This window comes from Staphylococcus sp. HMSC067F07 (genome assembly GCF_001837405.1).
Lineage (GTDB): Bacteria > Bacillota > Bacilli > Staphylococcales > Staphylococcaceae > Staphylococcus > Staphylococcus capitis.
This window is the reverse complement of sequence record NZ_KV832237.1, coordinates 827,510-850,251: the sequence shown is the minus strand read 5'-3', so window position 1 is coordinate 850,251 and position 22,742 is coordinate 827,510. Positions and strand designations below refer to the sequence as shown.

Here is a 22,742-nt window from a genome sequence, read left to right as displayed (position 1 = left end):
TTGGTATTATAATGAGTAAAGGTGAATAATCGTGAAGAAAGTACCTTTAAATTGTGAGGTTTGTGGCAATAGAAATTACAACGTCCCTAAAAAGGAAGGTTCGGCAACGAGATTAACACTGAAAAAGTATTGTCCGAAGTGTAATTCGCATACAGTTCATAAAGAATCGAAATAGATTATTAAGCTGAATGAGACTTTAAAGTTGAGGCTTAAAATGTGGAGGTCTAACTAATGGCTAAAAAAGAGAACTTCTTTAAAGGCGTTAAATCAGAAATGGAAAAGACAAGTTGGCCGACAAAAGAAGAACTATTCAAATACACTGTAATCGTTGTATTTACAGTTATATTCTTCTTAGTCTTTTTCTATGCCTTAGACGTAGGTATTAATGCATTGAAACAATTATTATTAGGTTAGGAGTGGAGACATGTCTGAAGAAGTTGGCGCAAAGCGTTGGTATGCTGTGCATACCTATTCTGGATATGAAAACAAAGTTAAAAAGAATTTAGAAAAAAGAGTAGAATCTATGAATATGACAGAGCAAATTTTTAGAGTTGTCATACCAGAAGAGGAAGAAACACAAGTTAAAGATGGTAAAGCTAAGAAACTTGTTAAAAAAACATTCCCAGGTTACGTGCTAGTTGAGCTTGTAATGACGGATCAGTCATGGTATGTCGTTCGTAACACACCAGGTGTTACAGGATTCGTAGGTTCTGCAGGTGCGGGTTCTAAACCTAATCCTCTACTTCCTGAAGAAGTGCGCTTCATTCTTAAGCAAATGGGTCTTAAAGAGAAAACTATTGATGTTGAACTTGATGTTGGTGAACAAGTTCGTATCAAATCAGGACCTTTTGCTAACCAAGTAGGCGAAGTTCAAGAAATCGAAGCGGATAAATTTAAATTAACTGTACTTGTAGATATGTTTGGTCGAGAAACACCGGTCGAAGTTGAATTCGATCAAATTGAGAAACTTTAATTTAAACGTCTATCAAAAATTTATTATAAAACTTCAACTAAAAGATGAAATTTTACTATTGATTTTTTAATAGAGCGAGTGTTAAAATAATGTGGTCGCGCTTTTAGAGCGTTCATTTCGTCACGAAATGTTTAAGAGTGGGAGGGCAAAACTGAGCCCTGTGACCACATCACGATATCAAGGAGGTGCACATCGTGGCTAAAAAAGTAGAAAAAGTAGTTAAATTACAAATTCCTGCAGGTAAAGCGAATCCAGCACCACCAGTTGGTCCAGCATTAGGTCAAGCAGGTGTGAACATCATGGGATTCTGTAAAGAGTTCAACGCACGTACGCAAGAACAAGCAGGTTTAATCATTCCGGTAGAAATCAGTGTATATGAAGATCGTTCATTTACATTCATTACTAAAACTCCACCGGCTCCAGTACTACTTAAAAAAGCAGCTGGCGTTGAAAAAGGTTCAGGTGAACCTAATAAAACAAAAGTTGCATCAGTAACTAAAGATCAAGTACGCGAAATTGCTCAAACTAAAATGCAAGACTTAAACGCTGCAGACGAAGAAGCAGCTATGCGTATTATCGAAGGTACTGCACGTAGCATGGGTATCACTGTAGAATAATTAAGCGTATTAACGAATTTAATTTTAAAAATGAACTTAATTTAGACGATAAAAGCAGGTAACAGAGAAGGTAAACAATTGATATTGTCTATGAGTAAGAGGACGGGACATAAATTATATTTCTGGACCACTCTCTTTCCACTGTTATCTGCTCTTAACTTGCGATAGGCAAGTAAATGTGGGAGGAAATTCCGCTAAAACCACTAAAGGAGGAACAATAAATGGCTAAAAAAGGTAAAAAGTATCAAGAAGCAGCTAGCAAAGTTGATCGTACTCAACACTATAGTGTTGAAGAAGCAATTAAATTAGCTAAAGAAACTAGCATTGCTAACTTTGACGCGTCTGTTGAAGTAGCTTTCCGTTTAGGAATTGATACACGTAAAAATGACCAACAAATCCGTGGTGCAGTTGTTTTACCTAACGGTACTGGTAAATCTCAACGTGTATTAGTTTTCGCTAAAGGCGATAAAATCACTGAAGCTGAAGAAGCAGGTGCAGATTATGTAGGAGAATCAGACTACGTACAAAAAATCCAACAAGGTTGGTTTGATTTCGACGTAGTTGTTGCTACTCCTGACATGATGGGCGAAGTTGGTAAATTAGGTCGTGTATTAGGACCTAAAGGTTTAATGCCTAACCCTAAAACAGGTACAGTAACAATGGATGTTAAAAAAGCTGTAGAAGAAATCAAAGCTGGTAAAGTTGAATACCGTGCTGAAAAAGCAGGTATCGTACATGCTTCAATCGGTAAAGTTTCATTCGACGATGAAAAATTAGTTGAAAACTTTAAAGCTTTACAAGACGTTTTAGCAAAAGCTAAACCATCTTCTGCTAAAGGTACTTACTTCAAATCTGTTGCTGTAACTACAACAATGGGCCCTGGAGTTAAAGTTGATACTTCATCTTTCAAACTATAAATTTTAAATAATGCAACATGATTACAGACTGAAGGAAGCAATCTTTCAGTCTGTAAATTTTTTGTTGACTTATTACAACAAAGCAGTTATATTATTAATTGTGATTATTTTACCTAAGACAGTAGGAGTTATTTATAACTTAAAACTCATCCTACCGAGGCTAAAATTGACTTGAACGTGATGATTAATGATCTTTCAAGCACTTTTTGCCGTGGGTAGAAAGTGCTTTTTTTATTGCTATTAAAAAAAGCACCGAAAAAATTTAAATGGAGGTGTCTGAATGTCTGCTATCATTGAAGCAAAAAAACAACAAGTAGATACTATTGCTGAACAACTTAAAAATTCAGTATCAACAGTTATCGTTGACTACCGTGGTTTAACAGTAGCAGAAGTTACTGAATTACGTTCACAATTACGTGAAGCAGGTGTTGAGTACAAAGTTTACAAAAACACTATGGTTCGTCGTGCAGCTGAACAAGCAGGTATCGAAGGCTTAGATGAATTCTTAACAGGTCCTACAGCTATCGCAACTTCAACTGAAGATGTTGTAGCTCCAGCGAAAGTTATCGCAGGATTTGCTAAAGAACACGAAGCTTTAGAAGTTAAAACAGGCGTTATGGAAGGTAGCGTAATCTCAGCTGAAGAAGTTAAAACTGTTGGTTCATTACCTTCACACGATGGTCTTGTATCAATGCTTTTATCAGTATTACAAGCTCCAGTACGCAACTTCGCTTATGCAGTTAAAGCCGTTGGTGAACAAAAAGAAGAAAGCGCTGAATAATCGCGCATAAAAAATTAAATTAAATGGAGGAATTTTAAAATGGCTAATCAAGAACAAATCATTGAAGCAATTAAAGAAATGTCAGTATTAGAATTAAACGATTTAGTAAAAGCAATTGAAGAAGAATTTGGTGTAACTGCAGCAGCTCCAGTAGCAGCAGCAGGTGCAGCTGGTGGCGGCGACGCAGCAGCTGAAAAAACTGAATTTGATGTTGAATTAACTTCAGCTGGATCTTCAAAAATCAAAGTTGTTAAAGCAGTTAAAGAAGCAACTGGCTTAGGATTAAAAGATGCTAAAGAATTAGTAGACGGAGCTCCTAAAGTAATTAAAGAAGCTATGCCTAAAGAAGATGCAGAAAAACTTAAAGAACAATTAGAAGAAGTTGGAGCTACTGTAGAATTAAAATAGTTTCTACTCTCTAATTAAATAGTTAGGTTGAAGAGATTTGTTCGACCAACTTTATAAGTTTTGTCGAGTCAAATACAACCTGAATTCTTTGAGAAATTAAAACCCCGTTATTGCGATAACGGGGTTTTTAATTACCTTGTAATTATATTTAGTATTATAGATTAACTAACTTAAGCATACGAATAAATTTTAATTGAGGTGTGGACATGAGTCACTACTATGATGAAAATCCTGAAGTGAAAAGCAATCAAAAGAAAATAAGTTATCATTTTGATAAGGTGCATTTAGAGTTCACGACTGACACAGGTGTGTTCTCAAAAGATAGAGTAGATTATGGTTCGGATTTGTTAATTAAAACATTTTTAAAGGTACATCCGCCTGGACCTAGTAAATATATTGCCGATGTTGGTTGCGGATATGGGCCTATCGGATTAACTATTGCTAAAGTTTCACCACATCATCAATTATATATGTTAGATGTAAATAATAGAGCATTGGCTCTTACTGGAATGAATAAAACTAAAAATCAAATTGAAAATGCTGAAATAATAGAAAGTGACTGCTTGTCAGGTGTAAGTGATCAACAATTTGATTACATTCTGACAAATCCACCTATTAGAGCTGGTAAAGATGTAGTGCATAGAATTTTTGAAGAGGCTTATGGCAAATTAAAAGATCAAGGTGCACTCTATGTTGTGATACAAAAGAAACAAGGTATGCCATCTGCAAAGAAGAAAATGCAAGAATGCTTTAACCATGTAGAAGTCGTTAATAAGAGTAAAGGATATTATATTTTGAAAAGTTTAAAAGGTTGATTTCAAAATCGTATTCTGATATAGTTATAAAATGTAAAAATTTATGTTCAATAAGTGTGTACTTTTACGTAAAAGGATAAATAAATTAAGTATAAATATAAATCGAAAATGGTGTCATCATAAGTGTTGCCGTTTTCTTTTTGTCTTTTATATTCTTTATTGTGTCCTATTTCAATGTATAAGTAAAACACACAATTTTTGAGGGGTGAATCTGTTTGGCAGGTCAAGTTGTCCAATATGGAAGACATCGTAAACGTAGAAATTACGCGAGAATTTCAGAAGTATTAGAATTACCAAACTTAATAGAAATTCAAACAAAATCTTACGATTGGTTCCTTAAAGAAGGTTTATTAGAGATGTTCAGAGACATTTCTCCAATTGAAGATTTCACAGGTAACCTATCTTTAGAATTTGTAGATTATAGATTAGGTGAACCAAAATACGATTTAGAAGAATCAAAAAATCGTGACGCTACTTATGCTGCACCTCTTCGTGTCAAAGTACGTCTTATTATTAAAGAAACAGGCGAAGTTAAAGAACAAGAAGTCTTCATGGGTGATTTCCCATTAATGACAGACACAGGTACATTTGTAATCAATGGTGCTGAACGTGTTATCGTATCTCAATTGGTACGTTCACCATCCGTTTACTTCAATGAAAAGATTGATAAAAATGGACGTGAAAACTACGATGCAACTATTATTCCTAACCGTGGTGCTTGGTTAGAATATGAAACTGACACAAAAGATGTAGTGTACGTTCGTATCGATAGAACTCGTAAATTACCATTAACTGTATTATTACGTGCACTTGGTTTTTCAAGTGATCAAGAAATCATTGATTTACTAGGAGAAAGTGAATATTTACGTAATACATTAGAAAAAGATGGTACTGAAAACACAGAACAAGCTTTATTAGAAATTTATGAACGTTTACGTCCTGGCGAACCACCAACAGTAGAAAATGCTAAAAGCTTATTATACTCACGTTTCTTTGACCCTAAACGTTATGATTTAGCAAGCGTAGGTCGTTATAAAGCTAATAAGAAATTACACTTAAAACATCGTTTATTCAATCAAAAATTAGCAGAGCCTATTGTTAACAGTGAAACAGGCGAAATTGTAGCTGAAGAAGGCACAGTACTAGATCGTCGTAAGATTGATGAAATTATGGAAGTTCTAGAAACAAACGCTAATAGCGAAGTCTTTGAACTTGAAGGTAGCGTTATTGACGAACCAGTTGAAATTCAATCAATCAAAGTATACGTACCTAATGACGAGGAAGGTCGTACAACTACTGTTATCGGTAATGCATTACCAGACTCAGAAGTTAAATGTATAACTCCAGCTGATATCATAGCTTCAATGAGTTACTTCTTTAACTTATTAAATGGCATTGGTTATACAGATGATATCGACCACTTAGGTAATCGTCGTTTACGCTCAGTTGGTGAATTATTACAAAACCAATTCCGTATCGGTTTATCAAGAATGGAACGTGTCGTGCGTGAAAGAATGTCAATCCAAGACACTGATTCAATTACACCACAACAATTAATCAATATTCGTCCAGTTATTGCATCAATTAAAGAATTCTTTGGTAGTTCTCAATTATCACAATTCATGGATCAAGCTAACCCATTAGCTGAGTTGACTCACAAACGTCGTTTATCAGCATTAGGACCTGGTGGTTTAACTCGTGAACGTGCTCAAATGGAAGTACGTGACGTTCATTACTCACACTATGGTCGTATGTGTCCAATTGAAACACCAGAGGGTCCAAATATTGGTTTAATTAACTCATTATCAAGTTATGCACGAGTAAATGAATTTGGTTTCATTGAGACACCGTATCGTAAAGTTGATTTAGATACGAACTCTATTACAGATCAAATCGATTACTTAACTGCTGATGAAGAAGATAGCTATGTAGTTGCCCAAGCCAACTCACGTTTAGACGAAAATGGTCGTTTCTTAGATGACGAGGTTGTTTGTCGTTTCCGTGGTAATAACACAGTTATGGCGAAAGAAAAAATGGATTACATGGATGTATCACCTAAACAAGTTGTATCAGCAGCTACAGCATGTATTCCATTCTTAGAAAACGATGACTCTAACCGTGCATTAATGGGTGCGAACATGCAACGTCAAGCGGTACCATTGATGAACACTGAAGCACCATTTGTTGGTACTGGTATGGAACATGTGGCTGCACGTGACTCTGGTGCTGCAATCACTGCTAAACACAGAGGTCGTGTTGAGCACGTTGAATCTAGTGAAATTTTAGTGCGTCGTTTAGTTGAGGAAAATGGCACTGAACACGAAGGTGAATTAGACCGTTATCCATTAGCTAAATTCAAACGTTCTAACACAGGTACTTGTTATAACCAACGTCCAATTGTTTCAGTTGGTGACGTGGTTGAATATAATGAAATCCTTGCCGATGGTCCTTCAATGGAATTAGGTGAAATGGCATTAGGACGAAATGTAGTTGTTGGTTTCATGACTTGGGACGGTTACAACTACGAGGATGCTGTAATTATGAGTGAACGTTTAGTTAAAGATGACGTTTACACTTCTATTCACATAGAGGAATATGAATCAGAAGCTCGTGATACTAAATTAGGACCTGAGGAAATCACTCGAGATATCCCTAACGTATCTGAAAGTGCACTTAAAAACCTAGATGATAGAGGTATCGTCTATGTAGGTGCTGAAGTTAAGGATGGCGACATTTTAGTTGGTAAAGTGACGCCTAAAGGTGTAACTGAGTTAACAGCTGAAGAAAGATTATTACATGCAATTTTCGGCGAAAAAGCTCGTGAAGTTCGCGATACTTCATTACGTGTGCCACACGGTGCAGGTGGTATTGTACTAGATGTTAAAGTGTTTAATCGTGAAGAAGGAGACGACACATTATCTCCAGGTGTAAACCAATTAGTAAGAGTTTATATTGTTCAAAAACGTAAAATTCATGTTGGGGACAAAATGTGTGGTCGTCACGGTAACAAAGGTGTTATTTCTAAAATCGTTCCTGAAGAAGATATGCCTTACTTACCAGATGGACGCCCAATTGATATCATGTTAAACCCACTTGGTGTACCATCACGTATGAACATCGGACAAGTCCTTGAGTTGCACTTAGGTATGGCTGCTAAAAACCTAGGCATCCACGTTGCATCTCCAGTATTTGATGGTGCTAACGATGAGGATGTATGGTCTACTATCGAAGAAGCAGGCATGGCTCGCGATGGTAAAACTGTATTATATGATGGACGTACAGGTGAACCATTCGATAACCGTATTTCTGTAGGTGTTATGTATATGCTTAAACTTGCTCACATGGTTGATGACAAGTTACACGCACGTTCAACTGGTCCATACTCACTTGTTACACAACAACCACTTGGTGGTAAAGCACAATTCGGTGGTCAACGTTTTGGTGAGATGGAGGTATGGGCACTTGAAGCTTATGGTGCTGCATATACTTTACAAGAAATCTTAACTTATAAATCTGACGATACTGTAGGTCGTGTAAAAACTTACGAATCTATCGTTAAAGGTGAAAACATCTCTAGACCAAGTGTTCCTGAATCATTCAGAGTATTGATGAAAGAACTACAAAGTTTAGGATTAGATGTTAAAGTGATGGATGAGCAAAACAACGAAATTGAAATGGCGGACGTTGATGATGAAGATGCAACAGAACGCAAAGTAGATTTACAACAAAAAGATGCTCCTGAATCACAAAAGAAAACAACTGATTAAAAAGCACTTAAGATAAAAGGATTCTTAAAGAGGTAATGAAATGTGAATCATTTCAACCTCTTTAAGGTATTCGATTTCAATGAAGATAAATCAATCAAATAGCACAGCTAATCTAAATTGAAGGAGGTAGGCTCCTTGATTGATGTAAATAATTTCCATTATATGAAAATAGGATTAGCTTCACCTGAAAAAATTCGTTCATGGTCTTATGGTGAAGTTAAGAAACCTGAAACAATTAACTATCGTACTTTAAAACCAGAAAAAGATGGTCTTTTCTGTGAGAGAATTTTTGGACCTACGAAAGACTGGGAATGTAGTTGTGGTAAGTACAAACGTGTACGCTACAAAGGTATGGTATGTGACAGATGTGGCGTTGAAGTAACTAAATCAAAAGTGCGTCGTGAAAGAATGGGACACATTGAATTAGCAGCACCTGTATCACATATTTGGTATTTCAAAGGAATTCCAAGTCGTATGGGTCTATTGCTAGACATGTCTCCAAGAGCATTAGAAGAAGTCATCTACTTCGCTTCTTATGTTGTAGTAGATCCAGGCCCTACTGGATTAGAGAAGAAAACATTATTATCTGAAGCAGAGTTCAGAGAATATTATGACAAATATCCTAATCAATTCGTAGCTAAAATGGGTGCTGAAGGTATTAAAGACCTATTAGAAGAAATTGATTTAGATGAAGAACTAAAACTGTTAAGAGATGAGTTAGAGTCTGCTACTGGTCAAAGACTAACTCGTGCAATTAAACGTTTAGAAGTGGTTGAATCATTCAGAAATTCAGGAAACAATCCTTCATGGATGATTTTAGATGTACTTCCAATCATCCCACCTGAAATTCGTCCAATGGTTCAATTAGACGGTGGACGTTTTGCTACAAGTGATTTAAACGACTTATATCGTCGTGTAATCAACCGTAACAATCGTTTGAAACGTTTATTAGACTTAGGTGCACCTGGCATCATCGTTCAAAACGAAAAACGTATGTTACAAGAAGCTGTAGACGCTTTAATTGATAACGGACGTCGTGGTCGTCCAGTTACTGGACCAGGTAACCGTCCATTAAAATCACTTTCACACATGTTAAAAGGTAAACAAGGTCGTTTCCGTCAAAACTTACTTGGTAAACGTGTTGACTATTCAGGTCGTTCGGTTATCGCCGTTGGGCCAAGCTTAAAAATGTATCAATGTGGATTGCCTAAAGAAATGGCACTTGAACTATTTAAACCATTCGTTATGAAGGAATTAGTTCAACGTGAAATTGCTACAAATATCAAAAATGCGAAAAGTAAAATCGAACGCATGGATGATGAAGTTTGGGATGTATTAGAAGATGTTATCACTGAACACCCAGTATTACTTAACCGTGCACCAACGCTTCATAGACTTGGTATCCAAGCATTTGAACCAACATTAGTTGAGGGTCGTGCAATCCGTCTTCATCCACTTGTAACAACAGCTTACAATGCGGACTTTGACGGTGACCAAATGGCGGTTCACGTACCATTATCAAAAGAAGCACAAGCTGAGGCACGTATGTTAATGCTTGCGGCACAAAACATCCTTAACCCGAAAGATGGTAAACCAGTTGTTACACCATCTCAGGATATGGTATTAGGTAACTACTATTTAACATTAGAACGTAAAGATGCTGTTAATACTGGTGCGATTTTCAATGACACTAATGAAGTATTAAAAGCTTATGCGAACGGTCATGTACACTTACACACTCGTATTGGTGTGCATGCAAGCTCATTCAACAACCCAACGTTCACAGATGCTCAAAATAGTAAAATCTTAGTTACTTCAGTAGGTAAAATTATTTTCAATGAAATCATTCCTGATTCATTTGCATATATTAATGAACCTAGTCAAGCAAATTTAGAAGATACTACGCCAGATAAATACTTCATAGATCCGACTCAATTAGGTGAGGGTGGCTTAAAAGAATACTTTGAAAATGAAGAACTTATTGAGCCATTCAATAAGAAATTCTTAGGAAACATCATTGCTGAAGTATTCAATAGATTTAGTATTACTGACACATCTATGATGTTAGATAGAATGAAAGACTTAGGTTTCAAATTCTCATCTAAAGCTGGTATTACTGTTGGTGTATCTGACATCGTGGTACTTCCAGACAAACAAGATATCTTAGATGAACATGAAAAATTAGTTGAACGTGTAACTAAACAATATAATCGTGGTTTAATCACTGAAGATGAACGTTATAACGCTGTTGTTGAAATTTGGACTGACGCAAAAGACCAAATTCAAGGCGAATTAATGCAATCTCTTGAGAAAACAAACCCTATTTTCATGATGAGTGATTCTGGTGCCCGTGGTAACGCATCTAACTTCACGCAATTAGCAGGTATGCGTGGATTAATGGCTGCACCATCAGGTAAAATTATCGAATTGCCAATCACATCTTCATTCCGTGAAGGTTTAACAGTATTAGAATACTTCATCTCAACTCACGGTGCTCGTAAAGGTCTTGCCGATACAGCTCTTAAAACAGCTGACTCTGGTTACCTTACTCGTCGTCTTGTTGACGTTGCGCAAGATGTTATCGTACGTGAAGAAGACTGTGGCACTGACCGTGGTTTATTAGTTTCTGATATCAAAGAAGGTACAGAAATGATTGAACCATTTATTGAACGTATCGAAGGTCGTTATTCTAAAGAAACAATTCGTCATCCTGAAACTGATGAAGTAATCATTCGTCCAGACGAATTAATTACTGCAGATATCGCTAAGAAAATTACTGATGCTGGTATTGAACAAATGTACATCCGCTCAGCGTTTACATGTAACACTCGTCACGGTGTTTGTGAAAAATGTTACGGTAAAAACCTTGCTACAGGTGAAAAAGTTGAAGTCGGTGAAGCAGTTGGTACGATTGCCGCTCAATCAATCGGTGAGCCAGGTACACAGCTTACAATGCGTACATTCCACACTGGTGGGGTAGCAGGAAGCGATATCACTCAAGGTCTTCCACGTATCCAAGAAATCTTTGAAGCACGTAACCCTAAAGGACAAGCGGTTATTACTGAAATCGAAGGTGTAGTAGAAGACATTAAATTAGCTAAAGATCGTCAACAAGAAATTGTTGTTAAAGGTGCTAACGAAACTAGATCATATCTAGCTTCAGGTACTTCAAGACTTAAAGTTGAAGTTGGTCAATCAGTGGCACGTGGTGAAGTTCTTACTGAAGGTTCAATTGAGCCTAAAAACTACTTAGCAGTAGCAGGACTTAATGCGACTGAAAGTTACCTATTAAAAGAAGTTCAAAAAGTTTACCGTATGCAAGGTGTTGAAATCGACGATAAACACGTTGAAGTTATGGTTAGACAAATGTTACGTAAAGTTCGTATCATTGAAGCTGGTGACACTAAATTATTACCAGGTTCTCTTGTGGACATTCACAGCTTTACTGATGCTAACAGAGAAGCCTTTAAACACCGTAAACGTCCAGCAACTGCTAAACCAGTATTGCTTGGTATTACAAAAGCTTCTCTTGAAACTGAAAGCTTCTTATCAGCTGCGTCATTCCAAGAAACAACACGCGTTCTTACAGATGCAGCAATTAAAGGTAAACGCGATGACTTACTTGGACTTAAAGAAAACGTTATTATCGGTAAGCTAATCCCAGCAGGTACTGGTATGAGACGTTACAGTGATGTTCAATATGATAAAACATCAGCTCCTGTAGCAGATGTAACTGAAGATGTTGAGATTACTGAATAAATTTTAACTTGAGAGTGAGGAGTTAATACCTCACTCTCTTATATATTTATTTTTAAAAGCTTAGAGTTATTGTTGACTATGTGTATTAAAAAATGTTAATATATTAAAGGTTGATGCAAGCAGAACTTTGGAGGATATGTACATGTCTAATGAAAAAGTTGCACGCTTTAACAAACAACACTATGTAGTTGGTCTTAAAGAAACGCTTAAAGCGTTAAAGAAAGATCAAGTTGCATCATTGATTATCGCTAAAGACGTTGAAGTTCATTTATTAACTCGCGTGTTAAGCTATATCAATCAAGAAAATATACCAGTGACATTTTTTTCTAGCCAGCGGGCTTTAGGAGAATATGTAGGTATCAATGTTAATGCAACTATTGTTGCGTTATTGAATGAGAATTAGTAAGTATGATGCTTACTAAATTTTATTTAACCTTAAAATGAACCACCTGGATGTGTGGGATTAAAAAATGAAGAGAGGAGGACACATTCAATGCCAACTATTAACCAATTAGTACGTAAACCAAGAAAAAGCAAAACTAAGAAATCAGATTCACCAGCTTTAAACAGAGGTTTCAATAGTAAAAAGAAACAATTTACTAACTTAAACTCACCTCAAAAACGTGGTGTTTGTACTCGTGTAGGTACTATGACACCTAAAAAACCTAACTCAGCGTTACGTAAATATGCGCGTGTGCGTTTATCAAATAACATTGAAATCAACGCATACATCCCTGGTATCGGACACAACTTACAAGAACACAGTGTAGTACTTGTACGTGGTGGACGTGTTAAAGACTTACCTGGTGTGCGTTATCATATTGTACGTGGTGCACTTGATACTTCAGGTGTTGATGGACGTAGACAAGGTCGTTCATTATACGGAACTAAAAAACCTAAAAATTAAGTTTAAGATTACGTAAATTTTAAATACATTTTTAAAGATTATACTATAATAGGAAGGGAGGATTTACATTATGCCTCGTAAAGGATCAGTACCAAAAAGAGACGTATTACCGGATCCAATTCATAACTCTAAGTTAGTTACTAAATTAATTAACAAAATTATGTTAGACGGTAAACGCGGAACAGCTCAAAGAATTCTTTATTCTGCATTCGACTTAGTTGAACAACGTAGTGGTCGTGATGCATTAGAAGTATTCGAAGAAGCAATCAATAACATTATGCCAGTATTAGAAGTTAAAGCTCGTCGTGTGGGTGGTTCTAACTACCAAGTACCAGTTGAGGTACGCCCAGAACGTCGTACTACTTTAGGATTACGTTGGTTAGTAAACTACGCTCGTCTTCGTGGTGAGAAAACTATGGAAGATCGTTTAGCTAACGAAATCTTAGACGCTGCAAATAATACAGGTGGTGCAGTCAAAAAACGTGAGGACACTCACAAAATGGCTGAAGCAAACAAAGCATTTGCTCACTACCGTTGGTAAGATGAAAGCTTTTACCCTGAGTGTGTTCCGTTATAAGGTTTACCAATAATGGCTCATGCTTAGGGCATCGCCATATCTATAGTACTTATTCAGTAAATACTGGAAGGAGAAAAACACATGGCAAGAGACTTTTCTTTGAAAAATACTCGTAACATCGGTATCATGGCTCACATTGATGCTGGTAAGACTACTACGACTGAACGTATTCTTTATTACACAGGTCGTATCCACAAAATTGGTGAAACACACGAAGGTGCTTCACAAATGGACTGGATGGAACAAGAACAAGACCGTGGTATCACAATCACATCTGCTGCAACAACAGCACAATGGGATGGCCACCGTGTCAACATTATCGATACACCTGGACACGTAGACTTCACTGTTGAAGTTGAACGTTCATTACGTGTACTTGACGGTGCGGTTACTGTACTTGATGCTCAATCAGGTGTAGAACCTCAAACTGAAACAGTTTGGCGTCAAGCAACTACTTATGGCGTACCACGTATCGTATTCGTAAACAAAATGGATAAATTAGGTGCTAACTTCGAATATTCAGTAAGCACTTTACATGATCGTTTACAAGCAAATGCTGCACCTATCCAATTACCAATTGGTGCCGAAGATGAATTCGAAGCAATCATTGACTTAGTTGAAATGAAATGCTTTAGATATACTAACGATTTAGGTACAGAAATCGATGAAATTGAAATTCCTGACGATCACAAAGAAAGAGCTGAAGAAGCTCGTGCTCAATTAATCGAAGCTGTTGCAGAAAGCAACGACGAATTAATGGAGAAATATCTTGGTGACGAAGAAATTTCTATCGATGAATTAAAAGCTGCTATCCGTAAAGCAACTACTGACGTAGAATTTTACCCAGTACTTTGTGGTACAGCATTCAAAAACAAAGGTGTTCAATTAATGCTTAATGCAGTAATTGACTACTTACCTTCACCATTAGACGTTAAACCAATCATTGGTCACCGTGCTAATGACCCTGAAGAAGAAGTTGTTGCTAAACCAGACGATTCAGCTGAATTCGCTGCATTAGCATTCAAAGTTATGACTGACCCTTATGTTGGTAAATTAACATTCTTCCGTGTGTACTCAGGTACATTAACTTCAGGTTCATACGTGAAGAACTCTACTAAAGATAAACGTGAACGTGTAGGTCGTTTATTACAAATGCACGCAAACTCACGTCAAGAAATCGATACTGTTTACTCAGGTGATATCGCTGCTGCGGTAGGTCTTAAAGAAACAGGTACTGGTGATACTTTATGTGGTGAGAAAAACGACATTATCTTGGAATCAATGGAATTCCCAGAGCCAGTTATCCACTTATCTGTTGAACCAAAATCTAAAGCTGACCAAGATAAAATGACTCAAGCTTTAGTTAAATTACAAGAAGAAGACCCAACATTCCATGCACATACTGATGAAGAAACTGGACAAGTTATCATCGGTGGTATGGGTGAATTACACTTAGACATCTTAGTTGACCGTATGAAGAAAGAATTCAACGTTGAATGTAATGTAGGTGCTCCTATGGTTTCATACCGTGAAACATTCAAGCAATCTGCACAAGTTCAAGGTAAATTCTCTCGTCAATCTGGTGGTCGTGGTCAATACGGTGATGTTCATATCGAATTCACACCTAACGAAACAGGTGGAGGTTTCGAATTCGAAAACTCTATCGTTGGTGGTGTAGTTCCACGTGAATACATTCCATCAGTTGAACAAGGTCTTAAAGATGCTATGGAAAATGGTGTCTTAGCTGGTTATCCATTAATCGATGTTAAAGCAAAATTATTTGATGGTTCTTACCACGATGTCGATTCATCTGAAATGGCCTTCAAAATTGCTGCATCATTAGCGCTTAAAGAAGCTGCTAAAAAATGTGATCCAGTTATCTTAGAACCAATGATGAAAGTAACTATCGAAATGCCTGAAGAATACATGGGCGATATCATGGGTGACGTAACTGCTCGTCGTGGACGTGTAGATGGTATGGAACCTCGTGGTAATGCACAAGTTGTAAATGCCTTTGTACCACTTTCAGAAATGTTTGGTTACGCAACTTCATTACGTTCTAACACTCAAGGTCGCGGTACTTACACTATGTACTTTGACCACTATGCAGAAGTTCCTAAATCAATCGCTGATGAAATCATCAAGAAAAATAAAGGTGAGTAATTTAACTTGTTAAGACTAGCCATGCTAGGTTAAAATACAGGTTGAGCTTATTGTTAAGCTATCACTTTTATGATTTGATTTTTAAGGGTAAATGCATTATAAAAGAATTATAAATTCTTTTAGGCTTAACTCAATCAATTATCTTCTCATGATGGTGAGAAACTATCATGAGAGATAAATTTGAAATAACTTTTACTAAGAATAGGAGAGATTTAATAATGGCAAAAGAAAAATTTGATCGCTCAAAAGAACATGCCAATATTGGTACTATCGGTCACGTTGACCATGGTAAAACAACTTTAACAGCTGCTATCGCAACTGTATTAGCTAAAAATGGTGACACTGTTGCACAATCATACGACATGATTGACAACGCTCCAGAAGAAAAAGAACGTGGTATTACAATCAATACTGCACACATCGAGTATCAAACTGACAAACGTCACTATGCTCACGTTGACTGCCCAGGACACGCTGACTATGTTAAAAACATGATCACTGGTGCTGCTCAAATGGACGGCGGTATCTTAGTAGTATCTGCTGCTGACGGTCCAATGCCACAAACTCGTGAACACATCTTATTATCACGTAACGTTGGTGTACCAGCATTAGTTGTATTCTTAAACAAAGTTGACATGGTAGACGACGAAGAATTATTAGAATTAGTTGAAATGGAAGTTCGTGACTTATTAAGCGAATATGACTTCCCAGGTGATGATGTACCTGTAATCGCTGGTTCAGCATTAAAAGCTTTAGAAGGCGATGCTCAATACGAAGAAAAAATCTTAGAATTAATGCAAGCAGTTGATGATTACATTCCAACTCCAGAACGTGATTCTGACAAACCATTCATGATGCCAGTTGAGGACGTATTCTCAATCACTGGTCGTGGTACTGTTGCTACAGGCCGTGTTGAACGTGGTCAAATCAAAGTTGGTGAAGAAGTTGAAATCATCGGTATCCACGAAACTTCTAAAACAACTGTTACTGGTGTAGAAATGTTCCGTAAATTATTAGACTACGCTGAAGCTGGTGACAACATCGGTGCTTTATTACGTGGTGTTGCTCGTGAAGACGTACAACGTGGTCAAGTATTAGCTGCTCCTGGTTCAATCACACCACACACTAAATTCAAAGCGGAAGTTTACGTTTTATCTAAAGACGAAGGTGGACGTCACACTCCATTCTTCAGTAACTACCGCCCACAATTCTATTTCCGTACTACTGACGTAACTGGTGTTGTTAACTTACCAGAAGGTACTGAAATGGTTATGCCTGGCGACAACGTTGAAATGACAGTTGAATTAATCGCTCCTATCGCTATTGAAGACGGTACTCGTTTCTCAATCCGTGAAGGTGGACGTACTGTTGGATCAGGCGTTGTAACTGAAATCTTCGAATAATATTTATTATTCATTATTTCTAAGGACTCCCAGTTTGGGAGTCTTTTTTTATTCCAATTTTTACATATATTTCCTATTTTTTTATTCAGAAAAGCTCGTTTAGCTGATAGTAAGTCAACTTAGTATTAAATTTTTAATTTTTTCTCACACAAAAAGCGTGTTCTATCTTACTTATTTAAAAGTAAGGTAGAACACGCTCTATATATTATAAATCGTTAAAATACATGTTCAATTTCTAGTATTTTAAGAAATTCGCTTGCAGCATATTTAAAAGATGATTCATCTATATCAAAGTATGGATTATGATGTGGCGCGGATATACCTTTATCCCCATTACCACAACCTGTTAAGAAAAAGGCACCTGGACGTACTTTAAGATAATGTGAAAAATCTTCGCCAATCATCATCAAATCTGATTCATTAAATCTTAAATGTAAATCATTCGCTGCTTGTTTAACAACCTCATAAGATTGCGGATGATTGTGTACAGGTAAATAGCCTTTAATATAATTCATGTCATAAGTAATATCATTAGCAACAGCTAAGCCCTGTAATAGTTTATCCATTTTATTCTTAATATGGTTTTGTAGCTCGGTGTCAAATGTACGAACAGTTCCTTTACAAAAGGCGGTATCCGGAATAACACTATCTGTTGATCCAGCTTGTACCATCCCAAATGTCACAACAGCTTCTTTAACTGGGTCTATCGTCCTAGAGACAATCTTTTGTGCACTTAAAATAAATTCAGCCATAATGACTATAGGATCAATGGTTTCATGGGGTTTAGCCCCATGTCCACCGCTACCTTTGATCGTGATACTAAACTCATCAGGTGATGCCATGATCGCACCAGGTCTAGAGTAAATAGTACCTGAAGGATAACCACTCCACAAATGTGTACCATAGATTTTATCAACATCTTGAAGACAGCCATCATCAATCATTTCCTGAGAGCCACCAGGCATAATTTCTTCCCCATATTGGAAGATGAATACAACGTTTCCTTTTAATAAATGGCGGTGTTCATTTACTATTTCAGCAACTCCAAGTAATATTGCCGTGTGACCATCATGACCACATGCATGCATACAGCCCTCGTTTTTAGAACGGTATGGGACGTCGTTTAATTCTTGAACAGGTAGGGCATCAAAGTCTGCACGAAATGCTATAGTTGGGACGTTTTCACTACCTTTAAATGTAGCTTTGATACCATTACGGCCAACTGGAGTAACAATATCACATGACAACTGGCTTAATTGATTCACGATAAAGTCATGCGTACGCTTTTCCTCAAAAGAGAGTTCGGGATATTGATGCAAATATCGTCGTAGTTGTACCATTCTTTTCTCTTTTTTGCTAGCCAATTGGAACCAATCAAACACATTTATCACTTCTTCCTTCTTATTATCGTAATTAGTATATCATTATTGATTAAGCTAAAGTAGGCTTTCATATTAATTATTTTTCAATAAAACAAGGTGATAACACCTATAAATGATAAGGCTTTCATGATTCTGAAAATTAAGGTATGATTAAAGAAAATAGACAACACAAGGGGGATTTAATTGTGGTTCAATCACTAAATGAGTTTTTAGATGAAAATATACAATATTTAAAAGACAATGGCTTATATAACGAAATTGACTCAATTGAGGGAGCAAATGGTCCTGAAATCAAAATTAATGGTAAAAACTACGTCAATTTATCATCAAATAACTACTTAGGACTTGCTACGAATGAAGATTTAAAAGAAGCAGCTAAAAAAGCAATTGATTCACACGGAGTGGGTGCAGGTGCAGTACGCTCAATTAATGGTACATTGGACTTACATGATGAGTTAGAAGATACACTTGCACAGTTTAAAGGTACTGAAGCAGCTATTGCATATCAATCAGGGTTTAATTGTAATATGGCTGCTATATCAGCTGTTATGAATAAAAATGATGCTATTTTATCTGACGAATTAAACCATGCCTCTATTATTGATGGTTGTCGCTTATCTAAAGCTAAAATTATTCGAGTAAATCATTCAGATATGGAGGATTTACGTACAAAAGCTAAAGAAGCTGTTGAGTCTGGACAATACAATAAAGTAATGTATATTACTGATGGTGTATTTAGTATGGATGGGGATGTTGCTAAGCTACCAGAAATTGTAAAAATTGCTGAAGAATTTGGTTTATTAACTTATGTTGATGACGCTCATGGTTCAGGTGTTATGGGTAAAGGTGCAGGTACAGTTAAACATTTCGGTTTACAAGATAAAATTGACATCCAAATTGGCACATTATCTAAAGCCATTGGTGTTGTAGGTGGTTATGTAGCAGGCTCTAAACAATTAATTGATTGGTTAAAAGCACAATCAAGACCGTTCTTATTCTCGACTTCATTAGCACCTGGAGATACTAAGGCTATTACTGAAGCTGTTAAAAAATTAATGGCATCTACAGAATTACATGATCAATTATGGGATAACGCACAATATTTAAAAGATGGACTCTCTAAATTAGGTTTTAATACTGGGGAATCTGAAACACCAATTACTCCAGTCATTATTGGAGATGAAAAAGATACGCAAGAGTTTAGTAAACGTCTTAAAGAAGAAGGAATCTATGTTAAGTCAATAGTATTCCCAACAGTTCCTAGAGATACCGGTCGTGTAAGAAATATGCCTACAGCTGCTCATACTAAAGATATGTTAGATAAAGCCCTTAATGCTTATGAGAAGGTTGGAAAAGAATTAAATATTATATAGATTGTTATTCTTAAGGCACTTGTCTCTTAGAGAGTGAGTGCCTTTAATTTTTCTGATTTAAAATACTTTAATATAGTGGTTTATTCATTTTACAATAATAGTGAAATGAATGGATGAGAAGAGGTATAACGGAGTGGAAGAATTAAGACAACTTACGTATAAAGATGAAGAAACATTCAACGTTTATATTCAAGAATGGTATGACAATAATGAAAAAGTTGTACCAGGAAATACGAATTTAAAAGAATATCAGTCCTTCAAAGATATGGTTGATTTTCTTAATCAAGAAAGACCAAGTAAAGATTGGGTTCCCACCACAACATTATTTTATTTTGTTGATGGAAATATTGTGGGTGCGGTGGATATTAGACACGAACTCAATCATCGATTAAGAAACATTGGGGGTCATATTGGGTATGGCGTAGCTCGATCATATAGAGGTAAAGGATATGCCTCAACCTTATTAGGACAAGCCCTTGACTACTTAAAAATACGAAATGTTGAAACAATTCTTATGACTACAAATCCATTCAATTACGCATCTCAAAATGTCATAAAAAAATATGGTGGTTATGAAATCGAACCCTATATTAAAAAGAATGGGAAAGTTGTTAATCGATATCAAATTTTGAATAAATAAAAATCACCCTTCAAAAGAAGGGTGATAGTTGTCAAAAGTTAATTAAATAGTTTTGCTAAAAAGAAGCAAAATCGCAAGGTAATGTGTTAATGCACATTGCCTTTTATTTATAAATAATAGAATAGCACGGAATTTACATTGTCACAACAAAAATTTAATAAATCCGACATTTTAGCTTCATTTATCGGATTACTTATTATTTTAATCAGAGTGTATTATTATATGAGTGAAAGTAACAATGTAAATTATAATTCAAATTTGAAACGATAGTAAAAAATATATTTAAATAATCGGGTGGTATTAATGAAGTATGTAATATATGGAATGAACCTATTTAATTATATTATTTTAATCACTTGGATCAGCCTATCTTTAAATCGTATAAGTGAAGTAGGACCAGATATAGTCTCATTTTTTGCTTTATTTAGCATTTTCTTACTTATCATTTCATTGATATTTAGTTTTATATCAAGAACTCAAGACGATATTAAGGATACGCTTAATATAAGTATTTTTATCAATTTATTTAATTTAGTGGTACTCACATCGATACTTTTAGCAATACTATTTTAATCATTCAATTATGTTAGATACTAAAATCTAAGGGAATGTTATTTAAAAGCGTCATGGTATAAAGGAGAGTTTAAAATGCGATATTTAGATGAACAAACTCAATCAGAGTTATTAAATATGAATGAAGTTATTGAAGAGGTTGGACAAGCGCTAAAAGCATTTTCAGAAGATAAAACTGAAACCCCATTGCGACATGTGTTGCCATTTAATAAACACAATCGATACTTAGTGATGCCAGCATTATCAGATGAATTAAAAATTGTCGGATTAAAAACCGTTTCATTTGCTCCTGATAATCCTAAAAAAGGTAAAGCAACAATTACAGGCTCAGTAATACTAAGCGATTATGAAACGGGGGAAACACTAGCAGTACTAGATGGTGGTTATTTAACTAAAATTAGAACAGGCGCGATTTCTGGTGTGGCTACAAAATATTTGTCTCGTGAAGATGCTAAAGTATTAACTGTCATTGGTGCCGGAGTACAAGCTGAAGGTCTCATAGAAGCTGTCATGGCTGTGAGAAATATTGAGGAAGTTCACTTTTCAAGTAGAACTAAGGAAAAAGCTGAAAAGCTTGCTGAAGCAACTCAACAAAAATATGGAGTTAAAGCCAAAACGTATGATCAAGCAGATGAAGCAATGGAGGCTGCGGATATTATAGTTACCGCTACAAATGCTTCAGAACCAGTATATTCACACACGTTACACCCAGGCGTCCATCTTAATGCAGTAGGTTCATTCAAACCTGATATGCAAGAATTACCGTCAGAGTCTATGATGATCGCTAATAAGATTGTTGTTGAATCGACCGAAGCGGCAATGGAAGAGACAGGCGATTTAAAAGTGCCTCAGGAAGAGGGTATATTAACTCACAATATGTTATATGGTGAGTTAGGTGATATTGTCTCAGGTAAGAAAGCAGGACGTGAGGACGAAAAAGAGGTAACTTTATTTAAATCAGTGGGTCTAGCCATTGTTGATATTGTAGTAGCTCAGTATTTCTATAAAAAAGCACTTGAAAGTGATAATTAATCATATTATTAATCCCGTTAAAATTAACTAGCGGGATTTTATATGGGTTCTATCATGGTCGATGTCTATAATTATATATAACCTGTTTAACACAAAGTGTAGCTAAAATTAGAAAAACGAGTAGGCTAAATGTACTTAGCATCTCAGGCACTAACTCATGTTTAGTTACAAGTACATAAATATTTTGAAAGATAAATGCTAAAAAGATTAATAAGCTAGATAGCAAACCTACTTGTCGTTGTTTATACGTTTTCAAACCACCATTCATTACGATCACCTACATTATATTTAACTTAAATTAATGATAACGTTTGCCTTTATGAATTGCAAACGTAGTTGAAGTAGTAGGAGGGCACTGTAACCTCGCACAAACGGCAGACTGCTATAAGTGGATGGAGAATTATTTCCCAAGAAATATGACTGTCACCTTTCAATGCCATCTTTTGGACTAATAGTCTCAGTATTTGAACCCCTTTTCGGGACTTACTCTAATCATTTTGATTATCTGCGATAAGCGTGAGTATCTTTTAATTTGGACTAAATTAAAAATCAACTTTGTCTTATTTAATATTTTCCGTAAGTAAATAATCTTTATGCGTTTGATTAACTATATATGTTTCTTAATAAAATAGAGTTTAATCATAAAAAAGTGACT

At 35.9% G+C, this 22,742-nt stretch carries 21 protein-coding genes and 1 other annotated feature; of the genes, 19 read left to right on the top strand and 2 right to left on the bottom strand.

Annotated elements, in window-relative coordinates; genetic code table 11:
* The first annotated feature begins 31 nt into the window (after nucleotides 1–31).
* The 15 genes from rpmG (at nucleotide 32) to tuf (ending at nucleotide 17,087) form a co-directional block, all read left to right on the top strand.
* Nucleotides 32–175, top strand: a complete 144-nt coding sequence (gene rpmG, locus HMPREF2706_RS11945) for a 50S ribosomal protein L33 (protein ID WP_002452476.1) — start codon at nucleotides 32–34, stop codon at nucleotides 173–175.
* A 56-nt stretch (nucleotides 176–231) separates the two neighbouring features.
* A complete protein-coding gene (gene secE / locus HMPREF2706_RS11055) occupies nucleotides 232–414 on the top strand; it encodes a preprotein translocase subunit SecE (RefSeq protein ID WP_049428874.1) in 183 nt (60 codons plus the stop codon).
* 10 nt (nucleotides 415–424) lie between these two features.
* The gene (gene nusG, locus HMPREF2706_RS11050) at nucleotides 425–973 is read left to right on the top strand and encodes a transcription termination/antitermination protein NusG (RefSeq protein ID WP_002432993.1); all 549 of its coding nucleotides are present in this window, start codon (nucleotides 425–427) and stop codon (nucleotides 971–973) included.
* Nucleotides 974–1,167: 194 nt separating this feature from the next.
* Nucleotides 1,168–1,590, top strand: a complete 423-nt coding sequence (rplK, locus tag HMPREF2706_RS11045) for a 50S ribosomal protein L11 (RefSeq protein WP_002433084.1) — start codon at nucleotides 1,168–1,170, stop codon at nucleotides 1,588–1,590.
* A 221-nt stretch (nucleotides 1,591–1,811) separates the two neighbouring features.
* Nucleotides 1,812–2,507 carry a 50S ribosomal protein L1 gene (rplA, locus tag HMPREF2706_RS11040; RefSeq protein ID WP_002452478.1) on the top strand — a complete coding sequence of 232 codons (696 nt, stop codon included), beginning with the start codon at nucleotides 1,812–1,814 and terminating at the stop codon, nucleotides 2,505–2,507.
* Nucleotides 2,508–2,601: 94 nt separating this feature from the next.
* Nucleotides 2,602–2,748: a sequence feature (ribosomal protein L10 leader region), on the top strand.
* Between the two features lie 39 nt (nucleotides 2,749–2,787).
* Nucleotides 2,788–3,288 carry a 50S ribosomal protein L10 gene (gene rplJ, locus HMPREF2706_RS11035; RefSeq protein WP_002433246.1) on the top strand — a complete coding sequence of 167 codons (501 nt, stop codon included), beginning with the start codon at nucleotides 2,788–2,790 and terminating at the stop codon, nucleotides 3,286–3,288.
* Between the two features lie 39 nt (nucleotides 3,289–3,327).
* Nucleotides 3,328–3,696 carry a 50S ribosomal protein L7/L12 gene (rplL, locus tag HMPREF2706_RS11030; protein ID WP_002433406.1) on the top strand — a complete coding sequence of 123 codons (369 nt, stop codon included), beginning with the start codon at nucleotides 3,328–3,330 and terminating at the stop codon, nucleotides 3,694–3,696.
* Nucleotides 3,697–3,902: 206 nt separating this feature from the next.
* The gene (locus HMPREF2706_RS11025) at nucleotides 3,903–4,511 is read left to right on the top strand and encodes a class I SAM-dependent methyltransferase (RefSeq protein ID WP_070862377.1); all 609 of its coding nucleotides are present in this window, start codon (nucleotides 3,903–3,905) and stop codon (nucleotides 4,509–4,511) included.
* A 215-nt stretch (nucleotides 4,512–4,726) separates the two neighbouring features.
* On the top strand, nucleotides 4,727–8,278 hold the full coding sequence (gene rpoB, locus HMPREF2706_RS11020; protein ID WP_049428871.1) for a DNA-directed RNA polymerase subunit beta: 3,552 nt from the start codon (nucleotides 4,727–4,729) through the stop codon (nucleotides 8,276–8,278).
* Between the two features lie 162 nt (nucleotides 8,279–8,440).
* Nucleotides 8,441–12,037, top strand: coding sequence for a DNA-directed RNA polymerase subunit beta' (rpoC, locus tag HMPREF2706_RS11015; protein ID WP_161799215.1), 3,597 nt, complete (start codon nucleotides 8,441–8,443; stop codon nucleotides 12,035–12,037).
* A 142-nt stretch (nucleotides 12,038–12,179) separates the two neighbouring features.
* On the top strand, nucleotides 12,180–12,440 hold the full coding sequence (locus tag HMPREF2706_RS11010) for a ribosomal L7Ae/L30e/S12e/Gadd45 family protein (protein ID WP_002433271.1): 261 nt from the start codon (nucleotides 12,180–12,182) through the stop codon (nucleotides 12,438–12,440).
* Between the two features lie 90 nt (nucleotides 12,441–12,530).
* Nucleotides 12,531–12,944 carry a 30S ribosomal protein S12 gene (rpsL, locus tag HMPREF2706_RS11005; protein ID WP_002433334.1) on the top strand — a complete coding sequence of 138 codons (414 nt, stop codon included), beginning with the start codon at nucleotides 12,531–12,533 and terminating at the stop codon, nucleotides 12,942–12,944.
* A gap of 70 nt (nucleotides 12,945–13,014) precedes the next feature.
* Nucleotides 13,015–13,485: a 30S ribosomal protein S7 gene (rpsG, locus tag HMPREF2706_RS11000; RefSeq protein ID WP_001137495.1), complete on the top strand. Its 471-nt coding sequence runs from the start codon at nucleotides 13,015–13,017 to the stop codon at nucleotides 13,483–13,485.
* Nucleotides 13,486–13,602: 117 nt separating this feature from the next.
* Nucleotides 13,603–15,684 (top strand): elongation factor G, encoded by a 2,082-nt coding sequence (gene fusA / locus HMPREF2706_RS10995; RefSeq protein WP_002469900.1) that lies wholly within the window; start codon nucleotides 13,603–13,605, stop codon nucleotides 15,682–15,684.
* A gap of 218 nt (nucleotides 15,685–15,902) precedes the next feature.
* Nucleotides 15,903–17,087, top strand: coding sequence for an elongation factor Tu (gene tuf, locus HMPREF2706_RS10990; protein ID WP_002432994.1), 1,185 nt, complete (start codon nucleotides 15,903–15,905; stop codon nucleotides 17,085–17,087).
* Between the two features lie 215 nt (nucleotides 17,088–17,302).
* Here the strand turns inward: tuf and HMPREF2706_RS10985 are convergent, their stop codons facing one another.
* Nucleotides 17,303–18,469, bottom strand: coding sequence for a M20 family metallopeptidase (locus tag HMPREF2706_RS10985; protein ID WP_049428866.1), 1,167 nt, complete (start codon nucleotides 18,467–18,469; stop codon nucleotides 17,303–17,305).
* A 185-nt stretch (nucleotides 18,470–18,654) separates the two neighbouring features.
* Between HMPREF2706_RS10985 and HMPREF2706_RS10980 the strand changes: the two genes are divergently transcribed.
* The 4 genes from HMPREF2706_RS10980 (at nucleotide 18,655) to HMPREF2706_RS10965 (ending at nucleotide 22,087) form a co-directional block, all read left to right on the top strand.
* Nucleotides 18,655–19,842, top strand: coding sequence for a glycine C-acetyltransferase (locus HMPREF2706_RS10980; protein ID WP_070862376.1), 1,188 nt, complete (start codon nucleotides 18,655–18,657; stop codon nucleotides 19,840–19,842).
* Nucleotides 19,843–19,975: 133 nt separating this feature from the next.
* Nucleotides 19,976–20,482, top strand: a complete 507-nt coding sequence (locus HMPREF2706_RS10975) for a GNAT family N-acetyltransferase (protein ID WP_030059895.1) — start codon at nucleotides 19,976–19,978, stop codon at nucleotides 20,480–20,482.
* A gap of 303 nt (nucleotides 20,483–20,785) precedes the next feature.
* Nucleotides 20,786–21,055 (top strand): hypothetical protein, encoded by a 270-nt coding sequence (locus HMPREF2706_RS10970; RefSeq protein ID WP_030059897.1) that lies wholly within the window; start codon nucleotides 20,786–20,788, stop codon nucleotides 21,053–21,055.
* Nucleotides 21,056–21,130: 75 nt separating this feature from the next.
* Nucleotides 21,131–22,087 (top strand): ornithine cyclodeaminase family protein, encoded by a 957-nt coding sequence (locus tag HMPREF2706_RS10965; RefSeq protein ID WP_030059899.1) that lies wholly within the window; start codon nucleotides 21,131–21,133, stop codon nucleotides 22,085–22,087.
* Between the two features lie 52 nt (nucleotides 22,088–22,139).
* Here the strand turns inward: HMPREF2706_RS10965 and HMPREF2706_RS10960 are convergent, their stop codons facing one another.
* Nucleotides 22,140–22,355, bottom strand: coding sequence for a hypothetical protein (locus HMPREF2706_RS10960; protein WP_002433257.1), 216 nt, complete (start codon nucleotides 22,353–22,355; stop codon nucleotides 22,140–22,142).
* Nucleotides 22,356–22,742 lie beyond the last annotated feature (387 nt).

What these genes read in the sequence shown, in the direction of transcription:
- HMPREF2706_RS11025 (WP_070862377.1), top strand. Translation starts at nt 3,903, where the DNA reads ATGAGTCACTACTATGATGAAAATCCTGAAGTGAAAAGCAATCAAAAG.
- rplJ (WP_002433246.1), top strand. Translation starts at nt 2,788, where the DNA reads ATGTCTGCTATCATTGAAGCAAAAAAACAACAAGTAGATACTATTGCT.
- rpsG (WP_001137495.1), top strand. Translation starts at nt 13,015, where the DNA reads ATGCCTCGTAAAGGATCAGTACCAAAAAGAGACGTATTACCGGATCCA.
- HMPREF2706_RS10965 (WP_030059899.1), top strand. Translation starts at nt 21,131, where the DNA reads ATGCGATATTTAGATGAACAAACTCAATCAGAGTTATTAAATATGAAT.
- rplL (WP_002433406.1), top strand. Translation starts at nt 3,328, where the DNA reads ATGGCTAATCAAGAACAAATCATTGAAGCAATTAAAGAAATGTCAGTA.
- rpoC (WP_161799215.1), top strand. Translation starts at nt 8,441, where the DNA reads ATGAAAATAGGATTAGCTTCACCTGAAAAAATTCGTTCATGGTCTTAT.
- secE (WP_049428874.1), top strand. Translation starts at nt 232, where the DNA reads ATGGCTAAAAAAGAGAACTTCTTTAAAGGCGTTAAATCAGAAATGGAA.
- HMPREF2706_RS10970 (WP_030059897.1), top strand. Translation starts at nt 20,786, where the DNA reads ATGAAGTATGTAATATATGGAATGAACCTATTTAATTATATTATTTTA.
- tuf (WP_002432994.1), top strand. Translation starts at nt 15,903, where the DNA reads ATGGCAAAAGAAAAATTTGATCGCTCAAAAGAACATGCCAATATTGGT.
- fusA (WP_002469900.1), top strand. Translation starts at nt 13,603, where the DNA reads ATGGCAAGAGACTTTTCTTTGAAAAATACTCGTAACATCGGTATCATG.
- HMPREF2706_RS11010 (WP_002433271.1), top strand. Translation starts at nt 12,180, where the DNA reads ATGTCTAATGAAAAAGTTGCACGCTTTAACAAACAACACTATGTAGTT.
- rpsL (WP_002433334.1), top strand. Translation starts at nt 12,531, where the DNA reads ATGCCAACTATTAACCAATTAGTACGTAAACCAAGAAAAAGCAAAACT.
- rplA (WP_002452478.1), top strand. Translation starts at nt 1,812, where the DNA reads ATGGCTAAAAAAGGTAAAAAGTATCAAGAAGCAGCTAGCAAAGTTGAT.
- nusG (WP_002432993.1), top strand. Translation starts at nt 425, where the DNA reads ATGTCTGAAGAAGTTGGCGCAAAGCGTTGGTATGCTGTGCATACCTAT.
- HMPREF2706_RS10960 (WP_002433257.1), bottom strand. Translation starts at nt 22,355, where the DNA reads ATGAATGGTGGTTTGAAAACGTATAAACAACGACAAGTAGGTTTGCTA.